Annotated in this window: 7 protein-coding genes; 5 read left to right on the forward strand and 2 right to left on the reverse strand. The window is 65.6% G+C overall.

Annotation, left to right across the window (positions count from 1 at the left end):
• Positions 1-253 precede the first annotated feature (253 nt).
• A complete protein-coding gene (locus MAXJ12_RS07030; RefSeq protein ID WP_008835107.1) occupies positions 254-1,783 on the reverse strand; it encodes an ABC transporter substrate-binding protein in 1,530 nt (509 codons plus the stop codon).
• Between the two features lie 84 nt (positions 1,784-1,867).
• On the reverse strand, positions 1,868-3,439 hold the full coding sequence (locus MAXJ12_RS07035) for a phytoene desaturase family protein (protein WP_008835108.1): 1,572 nt from the start codon (positions 3,437-3,439) through the stop codon (positions 1,868-1,870).
• A gap of 121 nt (positions 3,440-3,560) precedes the next feature.
• Between MAXJ12_RS07035 and MAXJ12_RS07040 the strand changes: the two genes are divergently transcribed.
• From MAXJ12_RS07040 to MAXJ12_RS07060, 5 genes are all read left to right on the forward strand, one after another.
• The gene (locus tag MAXJ12_RS07040) at positions 3,561-4,352 is read left to right on the forward strand and encodes a cyclase family protein (protein ID WP_008835109.1); all 792 of its coding nucleotides are present in this window, start codon (positions 3,561-3,563) and stop codon (positions 4,350-4,352) included.
• A gap of 12 nt (positions 4,353-4,364) precedes the next feature.
• Positions 4,365-5,936 (forward strand): phytoene desaturase family protein, encoded by a 1,572-nt coding sequence (locus MAXJ12_RS07045; RefSeq protein ID WP_008835110.1) that lies wholly within the window; start codon positions 4,365-4,367, stop codon positions 5,934-5,936.
• Positions 5,936-6,418 (forward strand): MarR family winged helix-turn-helix transcriptional regulator, encoded by a 483-nt coding sequence (locus MAXJ12_RS07050; protein WP_008835111.1) that lies wholly within the window; start codon positions 5,936-5,938, stop codon positions 6,416-6,418. Before MAXJ12_RS07045 ends, MAXJ12_RS07050 begins: the two co-directional genes overlap by 1 nt.
• Positions 6,419-6,603: 185 nt before the next feature.
• Complete coding sequence (locus MAXJ12_RS07055) at positions 6,604-8,757, forward strand: thiamine pyrophosphate-dependent enzyme (RefSeq protein WP_008835113.1); 2,154 nt, start codon at positions 6,604-6,606, stop codon at positions 8,755-8,757.
• 1 nt (position 8,758) lies between these two features.
• The coding region (locus tag MAXJ12_RS07060; protein WP_244421453.1) for an indolepyruvate oxidoreductase subunit beta family protein at positions 8,759-9,496 on the forward strand (738 nt) is incomplete at its 3' end.

Raw genomic sequence — 9,496 nt, forward strand, 5'->3', positions numbered from 1 at the left:
CGTTTGTTCGCCTGAACTGTCAGAGCGGGCTCGCACCTCAGGATGAGGACTGTTGCGCCATGTCTGCGCCTAACTTTGCCGCCGTGCACTGTCTCACCGCTTCCGGATTTGCGAGCAGAACCGGTCCTCATCCTGAGGTGCGAGCCAGCATTGAAGCTCCAGAATTGAGCTCGAATTTGAGCGGGCGAGCCTCGAAGGACGCACACCAAAACCAGTGCGCCGTTTCGGGCAGCGCACTGGTTTTCAGACACCCTCACGCCGGCGTCATCAGCGCCGGCAGCAACGCGCCGGAGATGTGCGGCACGACCTTGACGTCCTTGGCATGCACGATCGGCTGGGCGTACTGGATCAGCGGGATGACGTAGGCCTCGTCTGCGATGAGCTTGCTGACGGCCTTCCAGCCGGCGATGCGCTTTTCCTCGTCGGCTTCGCCCCAGAGCGGGTTGATCGCGTCGATGACGTCCTGCCCGTCCCACACCGAATGCGGGCTCGGCCCGTACATGGCGAAGCCGGTCGAAGTGGTCGGGTCGCCGATGGCGTTGCCCCAATTGTAGAAGGCGGCCGGCGCCAGCTTGTCTGCGGCGCGCAGTTCGTAGTGCTTGGCGATCTCGTAGACTTCGATCGTGGCCTCGATGCCGACCTTGCGCCACATGCCGACGATCGCCTGGATCATCTCGTAGTCCTTGGGCTTGAAGCCCCGGGTGGTCTGGATGGTGAACTTCACCGGGTTTTCCGGCGAGTAGCCCGACGCCTTGAGGAGCTCGGCCGCCTTCTCCGGATTGTATTCGACCTTGATCGATGGATCGAAGGCCGCGTATTCCGGCGTTTCCAGCGTGTCCAGCGGCAGGCCGTAGCCGCGCAGCAGGCGGTCGACGAGCAGCTTCTTGTCGATGGACATGACAGCCGCCTGGCGGACGTTCTTGTCCTTCATCACGTCGATGTCGTTCAGGAAGATCATGCCGATGTCGGACACATTGGTGACGGCGCCGGCAAGGCCGTCCTTGGCGATCAGGCGGTCATACTCCTCGTAGGGGATTTCGAGCGTCACCTGCGAGGAGCCGGATTCGATCTCGGCGACGCGGCTGGCGGCATCGGTGACGAACTTGACGGTGACGTTCTCGAAAGCCGGCTTGCCGCCCCAGTAATCCGGATTGGCTTTCAGCCGAACGAAGGCGTTGCGCTCGAATTTTTCCACCATGTACGGGCCTGTGCCGATGGGGGCCGCCTCGAAACCTTCCGCGCCGACCTTCTCGTAGTAGGCCTTGGGCAGAATATAGCCGGTGAGGAACGACATCCATTTGAACAGGACGGGATCGAAGCCGGCGGCGTCGGCGGTGATCTTGTTTCCGTCGATCTTGAAATTGGAGAGGTTCTTCCAGACGAACTGGATCGGATTGCCCGTCTCCTCCTTGCCGGCACGCTCTAGCGACCAGACCACGTCCTCGGCGGTGAAGGGCGAGCCGTCATGCCACTTCACGCCTTCGCGCACCGTCATCGTCACCTGCTTCTTGTCGTCGCTCCAGCCCCATTCAGTGAGCAGGCCGGGCTCGAAGGAGAGGTCGGGATTCTGCGGGATGAACTGGTCGAACACCGACTGGTAGATGCCCTGGATGGTCGGGTTGACCGCCGACGGTCCGGTGGTCGGGTCCCATGAGGGCAGGTTGACGTTATAGGCGATGGTCAGTTCGCCAGCCTGCGCCGAGGCCGACGCCGGAAGCCCGATTGCGGCCACGCCGAGCGCTGTCGCGCCGTATCCGAGTATTTGCCGTCTGTTGATTGTCATTGTCGTTCCCCTGATTTTCTTGGCTTGTTTCCACTTTCGTGAGCACGGCTCGTTCGAGCTGCCGCGGCATGCATTGTTCCTCCGTCACCTCCCGGCCAGTTGACGGGCCAGCATGAAGCCCGATCCCGCACCGACGCCGGCGCCCGGCCATGTCGCCGCGCCGACGAGGTGCAGCGCATCCACCGGCGTGTTCCAGCGCGCATAGCCGCGCGCCGGGCGATAGAAGAAGTTCTGCGACAGGTGATGGCTGCCGCAGATCTGGTCGCCGCCGACCAGATTGGGGTTCTCGCGTTCGAGGTCTGCCGGCGAAAACACGGCGCGGCCGAGGATTTTTTCGCGAAAGCCAGGCGCGTAGTTCTCGATGATGCCGAGCGCGCGGTCGGCGTAGCGCTCCTTGACCGCGTCCCAATCGGCCGGCGCGATCTCGTCGGCGGCGTCGCCCCGGATCTCGGCGGGCAGCACGCGCACCTGCACCCAGAGCGCATGCCTGCCTTCCGGTGCGCGCGACGGGTCGATTGCCGTCGGCTGGCCGACGACCAGCACGGGAGCCGAAGGCAGCAGGCCGGCAGTCGCCTGGGCATAGGCCAGCGCCATGGCGTCCATGGAAGGCGCGAGATGCACATAGGCGAAGCGCTTCAAGTCCTCGCCGGCCGTCCAGTCGGGCAGGCCGTCGAGCGCGAGATGGATCATCATCGTGCCCGGCGCGTGCCGGAATTTCTTCATCGCCGTATCGAAGCCGGCGTCGCCGGAACCCCTGGCCAACAGCCGGCCGAGCGCGCCCGGCGCGACATTGGCGATGACCGCCACGCGGGCCTTGTGGGTCTCGCCATTGGCGAGGCGGACGCCGGTGGCGCGGCCATTGCCGGTCAGGATTTCGACGACCTCGGCGTCGGTGAAGATTTCGCCGCCGGCCTGCTTCAGCATGCCTTGCAGCGCCCGGATCATGGTATCGGCGCCGCCCTTGCCCAGGACCATGCCGAAGGACTGGTTGGCCATGGCTTCGAGGTAGGGAAACACCGCGCCGCCGGCGATGTCGGGCGCGAAGTCGAGATGCATGCCCCAGGCGGCGAGGGTGGCTTTGACGTGCTCGGATTCGAAGGTCTCGTCGAGCCAGGCGCGCGGCGAGGCAAGCATCAGCCGCGCAATGTCGAGCGCGCCTCCCACGCCCTTGCCGCGCCATGCCTTCCAGCCGGCGGAGAGCAGCGCGCGCGCCGACATGGGCGCACCCAGCACGCCGAAAATATGCCCGGCCTCGGCCGGGAAGGCGGCGACCAGCCGACGCCATGTGTCCGCGTCGCCCTGGCTGAAGGCTGCGATGCGGGCGGCGGTCGCCTCGATGTCGGTGGAGACGCCAAACCATCTGCCATCCGGGAAGGCGCTGGCGAAGCAATCGGCGACGGGGGCGAATTCCAGCCCGTGCGATTTCAATTCATTTGCATATGTCTTGTGGAAGGCGGAGCCGGCGAACAGGCTTAGATTCATCGCGCCGAGATCGTGGCGGAAGCCTGGTAGCGTCAATTCGCGGGTCTGGACGGCGCCGCCCGCGACCGGATTGCGCTCGAAGATCGCTGTTTTCCAGCCTTTCCGGGCCAGATGCGCGGCGCAGGCGAGACTGTTGTGGCCCGCCCCGACAATGATGGCGTCGAACTCGCTCACCTGCCCGTCCCGTTTGCTTTATGCTTAAAGATAATTGCAGATGCATATGTTTTCGTCTAGTGAAAGATTAAGGGCCAAGACGAGCCTTGCCATGCATCCAGAGGAAGAGGGAGACGAGACAATGGGAACGCAGAACATTCTGGGCGATCTGGCCGAGCATCTCTTGTCGGGCAGGGTCGAGGTGGTCGACCTGTCGGCCGTGCTGGGGCCGGACACGCCGCTGATCAAGCTGCCGCCGGAACTGGCGGTCGATACGCCGAAGATCGAGATCCACAAGATCTCCGCCTATGACAACAAGGGTCCGTGGTGGGCGTGGAACTGGCTGAAGCTCGGCGAGCATTCCGGCACGCATTTCGATGCGCCGAAACACTGGATCACCGGCAAGGACCATGCCGACGGCTCGACCGACACGATCGCGCCGAAGAATTTCGTCGCGCCGGTCAACGTCATCGACTGCTCGAAAGAAGCGGCTGCGGACGACGACTTCCTGCTGACCGTCGACCACATCAAGGCGTGGGAGGCCACGCATGGCGCGATCAAGCCGGGCGAATGGGTGGTGATGCGCACCGACTGGTACAAGCGGAACGGTTCGGAAGCCGAGTTTCTGAACGCCAACGACACCGGCCCGCATACGCCCGGCCCGACGGCCGAGGCGATCGAGTATATTATCTCGACCGGCGCCATTGGCTGGGGCAGCGAGACGATCGGCACCGACGCCGGGCAGGCCGGCGGCATGCAGCCGCCATTCCCGGCGCACAGCCTGATGCACAAGGCCAACCGCTACGGGCTGGCGAGCCTCTGCAACCTCGACAGGCTGGCGCCGAAGGGCGCTATCCTGATCGCGGCGCCGCTCAAGATCGAGAACGGCACCGGCAGCCCGACCCGGGTGCTGGCGCTCGTGCCGCGAGGCTAGCGGGCCGCCGCGATGGGCGCGCCCGACCACATCATCGTCGGCAGCGGCATCAACGCGCTGGTCTGCGCGGCGATGCTGTCGGGCAAGGGCGCCAAGGTGCTGGTGCTGGAGCGCAACGACCGCATCGGCGGCTGCATCCGCACGGATGAGATCACCGCGCCGGGCTTCATCCATGATGTGATGGCGACGACCTTCGTGCTGTTCACCACGTCGCCGGCCTTCGCGGCGCTCGGCAAGGATCTGGCACGGCACGGGCTGGAATTCTGCAACACGGGTACGCCGACCGGCGTGCTGCGGCCCGACGGCTCCCATCTCATCCACCGCACCGATCGCGCCGCCAACATCGCGGCGCTCGATGCGGAATCGGCGGGCGACGGCGAGCAGTACGGCCGCGACGTCGGCGCGGTGGAGGCGAATGCCGGGCTGCTGTTCGGCCTGCTCGGCGGCTCGATGTGGTCGTTTCCAACCGCAAAAATGCTGGCGCGCGAGGCGTGGCTGCTCAGCCCACGCAAGCTCGCGGCGTTTTTCGGCGATGCGCTGACGCCGGCGCGCGGCTGGCTGGAGACCGCCTACGATTCCGAGCTTTCGCGCGCGCTGTGGGCGCCGTGGGCGCTGCATGCCGGGCTCGGGCCGGAGGACGCTTTCTCCGGCCAGATCAGCAAGGTGATCGCGTTCGCGCTGGAGGCGGCCGGCGCGCCGATCGTCAGGGGCGGGGCAGGCAATATCCTTTCCGCTTTCGAGAAGCTGATCGCCGAGCGCGGCGGCGAGATCCGCGTCAATGCCGATGTGGAGAGCGTTATCGAAAAGAACGGCCGCGCGGTTGGCGTGTGGCTCGCTTCGGGCAAGGAGATCGCTGCCTGGAAGAGCGGGATCTGTTCGGTCACGCCGACCCAGCTCTACGGCCGACTGCTGAAAGGCAGGGAGCCGGCGGGTGTGGCCGAAGACCTGAAGCGCTTTCGCTACGGCAAGGGCAATTTCCAGATCCACTATGCGCTGGACAGGATCCCGGCTTGGCGCGGCGAGGGCCTGGACAAGGTCGCGCTGCTGCATCTGACGGCGGGGCTCGACGGAGTTTCGAAAGCCTGCAACGAAGCCACGCGCGGCATGCTGCCGGAGACGCCGACGATCTGCGTCGGCCAGCCGCACGCACTCGACCCGTCACGCTGTCCAGAGGGCAAGGCCATCCTGTGGCTGCAGCTTCCGGAAGCACCGCGGCACATCAAGGGCGATGCGGCCGGCAAGCTCGAAACACCTGCCGACGGCGCATGGAACGAGGCGCTGAGGGAAGCCTATGCCGACCGCGCCGAGGCGATTCTTTCCGCCCACATCGACGGCTTCAGGGGCAGCGTGATCGCGCGAAAGGCCTATTCGCCGGCCGATCTGGAAGCCATGAACATCAATCTCGTCGGCGGCGATCCCTATGGCGGGTCGTCGGCGATCGACCAGTCGTTCCTGTGGCGGCCTTTCAAGGGCAGCCGCAACCACGATACCGGCATCAAGGGGCTTTACCATATCGGCGCCTCGACCCATCCCGGCGCGGGCCTGGGCGGCGGCTCCGGCTATCTCTTGGCGGGGAGGCTGTGATGGACCAGAGCGTTCCCGAGAAGAAACCGCGTGCATCGACGCTGGGCGAGATCGGGCTGCAGCAATTCGCGCCCTACCTGATGAACCGCATCATGGGCCGCTACAATGCCAGCCTGCGAGAGGACCTGAAGAAGCAGGGGCTGACCGTGCCCAAGGTGCGGGCGCTGGCGGTGCTTTCGGTGGCCGGCGGGGTCACCGTCAACGACCTCGCCGTCTATACGGTGATCGAGCAGTCGACGATGAGCCGCACGCTCGATGCGCTGGAGGCGCAGGGACTGGTGCGGCGCGAGGCCTGCGAGGACGACAGCCGCGTGCGCAAGGTCTTTTTGACCGACGACGGCCGCGCCGAATTCGCCCGCGCCTGGCCGGCCATGCACGAGGAATTCGAGAAGATGTTCGCGGGCATAGACGAGGCAGAATATTCGGCGCTGATCGTGACGCTGCAGAAGATGCTGCGGAATATTCGCAAGCACGAGATTTAGGGTGATGGATAAATGCGATGTGCGCCTGTTCGCCCCCTCCCCCATGCTTCGCATGGTCCCCCTCCCCCGTAAACGGGGGAGGATCAGCGGCGACGCTGGTTCCTCCCCTGCGAAGCGGGGGAGGGGGACCGCCGAAGGCGGTGGAGGGGGCGAGGTGCACCCGCCCGTGCTGATGGAGGCCTGTCATGGCTGAACGGTCTTTTGCGAAGGAAGTCGAAAAGCTCCGGCTCGGGGCGGGCGAGAAATTTTCGGGCGAGGGCATTCTCGCCATCACCAAGGCGCTGCTCGAATGCGGCGTCGGCTATGTCGGCGGCTACCAGGGCGCGCCGATCAGCCATCTGATGGACGTGCTGGCGGACGCTCAGGATATTCTGGGCGAACTCGGCGTGCATTTCGAGGCGAGCGCCTCGGAGGCGACGGCGACCGCCATGCTGGCGGCTTCGGTGCACTATCCGATCCGTGGCGCCGCCACCTTCAAATCCACCGTTGGCACCAATGTCGCATCGGACGCGCTGGCCAACCTCGCCTCCGGCGGCGTCACCGGCGGAGCGTTGATCATCGTCGGCGAAGACTACGGCGAGGGCTCCTCGATCATGCAGGAGCGCAGCCATGCCTTCGCCATGAAGAGCCAGGTCTGGCTGCTCGACCCGCGGCCGAACCTGCCGTCGATCGTGAAGGCGGTCGAGCACGGCTTCGAACTCTCGGAGGCCTCGAACACGCCGGTGATGCTGCTGGTCCGCATCCGCTGCTGCCATGTGCACGGCCATTTCACTGCCCGGGAAAACAAACGCCCGGCCATGACGGTCGCAGACGCGCTGTCCTCGCCGCGCCGCGACACCGGCCGCATCGTGCTGCCGCCGGCCTCCTTCCTGCACGAGAAGGAGAAGGTGGCGAAGCGCTGGCCGGCGGCGGTCGAATACATCAAGTCGCAAGAGATCAACGAGTTCTTCGGGCCGGAAGACGCCAGGGTCGGCATCGTCTGCCAGGGCGGCATGTACAATGCGGTCATAAGGGCGCTGGAGCGCATGGGACTCGCTGACAATTTCGGCGAAACGCAAATCCCGATCTATGTGCTCAACGCCGTTTATCCGCTGATCGACGACGAATTCCTGCGCTTCTGCGAAGGCAAGGACGAGGTGCTGGTGGTCGAGGAAGGCCAGCCGAACTACATCGAGCAGGCTTTCGCCGCAATGCTGCACAAGGCCGGGCGCGGCACGAAAATCTCCGGCAAGGAATTTCTGCCGATGGCCGGAGAGTATACCGGTCAGGTGATGCTGGATGGCGTAAGCGCCTTCCTGCGCCAGGCCGCGCCGCACATGCTGCCGGTGCAGATCCGCGCGCCAAACCGCACCGGCAATGCCGATGAGATCACCGACCTGGCCGCGATCGTGCCGGGCCGCCCGCCGGGCTTTTGCGTCGGCTGCCCGGAGCGGCCGATCTTCGCCGCCACCAAGCTCGTGGAACAGGAACTCGGGCCGCACCACATCGCCTCGGACATTGGCTGCCACCTGTTTTCGATCATGCCGCCCTTCGAACTCGGCGCGACGACCATGGGCTACGGCCTCGGCCCGGCCTCGGCCTCGGCATTCAATTCGCCCGACGCCGAGCGGCGGTCGATCTCCTTCGTCGGCGATGGCGGCTTCTGGCACAACGGCCTGACCTCCTCGATCGGCAACGCAGTGTTCAACAAGAATGACGGCGTCATCGTCATCGTCGACAATTTCTATTCGGCCGCCACCGGCGGCCAGGACATATTGTCGTCGCGCGCCGAGAACCGCTCCAAGGCGACGAAGCATCCGATCACCGAGGCGGTGAAGGGCATGGGCGTCAAATGGGTGCGCCACCTCGATCGCACCTACGATGTCGGCAAGATGCAGGACACGCTGCGCGAGGCGCTTACGACCGAGGAGAAGGGGCCGAAGGTCATCGTCGCCTCCTCGGAATGCATGCTGAACCGGCAGCGCCGCGAAAAGCCCTTGATCGACAAGGCGATCAAGGGCGGCGAGCGGGTCGTGAAGCCGAAATTCGGCGTCGACGAGGACATCTGCACCGGCGACCACGCCTGCATGCGGCTTTCCGGCTGTCCGTCGCTGTCGGTCAAGTCGCTCGACGACCCGCTGCGCGACGATCCGGTCGCCCATATCGACCAGAGTTGCGTCGGCTGCGGCAATTGCGGCGAGGTGGCGGATGCCGCAGTGCTCTGCCCGTCCTTCTACCGCGCCGATGTGGTGCACAATCCCGGCCGCTGGGATTGCTTCGCCGAGCGCCAGCGCCGCAAGGTGATCGGCTGGCTGCAAGGCTGGCGCGAGCGACGCCGGCTGACCTTCGCGGATGCCTGAAATGAAAGCGGCTGTTGCGACCGAACCGAACGCGGATGAGGGCCGCATCATAAAGCTCGCCGTGCTGGCGGTCGGTGGGCAGGGCGGCGGCGTGCTGGCCGACTGGATCACCGATGTCGCCGAGCGCAGCGGCTATCTCGCGCAATCGACCTCGGTGGCCGGCGTGGCGCAGCGCACCGGCGCGACCATCTATTATGTCGAGATGTGTCGCGATATCGGCCGGCAGCCGGTGTTCGCGCTATCGCCTTCGCCGGGCGACGTCGACATATTGATCGCGGCCGAACTGATGGAGGCGGGGCGCGCCATCATGCGCGGCTTCGTGACGGCCGACCGCACCACGCTGATCGCCTCCGCGCACCGCATCGCCGCGGTATCGGAAAAGATCGAGCCCGGCGACGGGCGCGCGCCTTCCGCCAAAGTGCTCGCGACGGCGGAAAATGCGGCAAAGCGCTTCATCGCCTTCGACATGGAGAAGATCGCCGCCGAGAACGGCTCGATGATCTCGGCCAGCCTGCTCGGCGCGCTTGCCGGTTCCGGCGCGCTGCCTTTCGCGCGCGAAAACTACGAGAAGACGATCCTGGCTTCGGGACGGGGCGTGAAGGCCAGCCTGGCGGCGTTCGCGGGAGGATATGAGCGCGCGGGGGGCGCAAAAAAGCAGCCGGGCGAACCGGAATCTTTCGCGGCCACTCAATCCCCACCCCTAACCCCTCCCCTCAAGGGGGAGGGGGATTCGCCGGCC

The organism is Mesorhizobium alhagi CCNWXJ12-2 (genome assembly GCF_000236565.1).
GTDB classification, from domain to species: Bacteria; Pseudomonadota; Alphaproteobacteria; order Rhizobiales; family Rhizobiaceae; genus Allomesorhizobium; species Allomesorhizobium alhagi.

Coding starts and splice junctions, on each gene's coding strand:
- MAXJ12_RS07040 (WP_008835109.1), top strand. CDS start 3,561: ATGGGAACGCAGAACATTCTGGGCGATCTGGCCGAGCATCTCTTGTCG.
- MAXJ12_RS07055 (WP_008835113.1), top strand. CDS start 6,604: ATGGCTGAACGGTCTTTTGCGAAGGAAGTCGAAAAGCTCCGGCTCGGG.
- MAXJ12_RS07030 (WP_008835107.1), bottom strand. CDS start 1,783: ATGACAATCAACAGACGGCAAATACTCGGATACGGCGCGACAGCGCTC.
- MAXJ12_RS07045 (WP_008835110.1), top strand. CDS start 4,365: ATGGGCGCGCCCGACCACATCATCGTCGGCAGCGGCATCAACGCGCTG.
- MAXJ12_RS07050 (WP_008835111.1), top strand. CDS start 5,936: ATGGACCAGAGCGTTCCCGAGAAGAAACCGCGTGCATCGACGCTGGGC.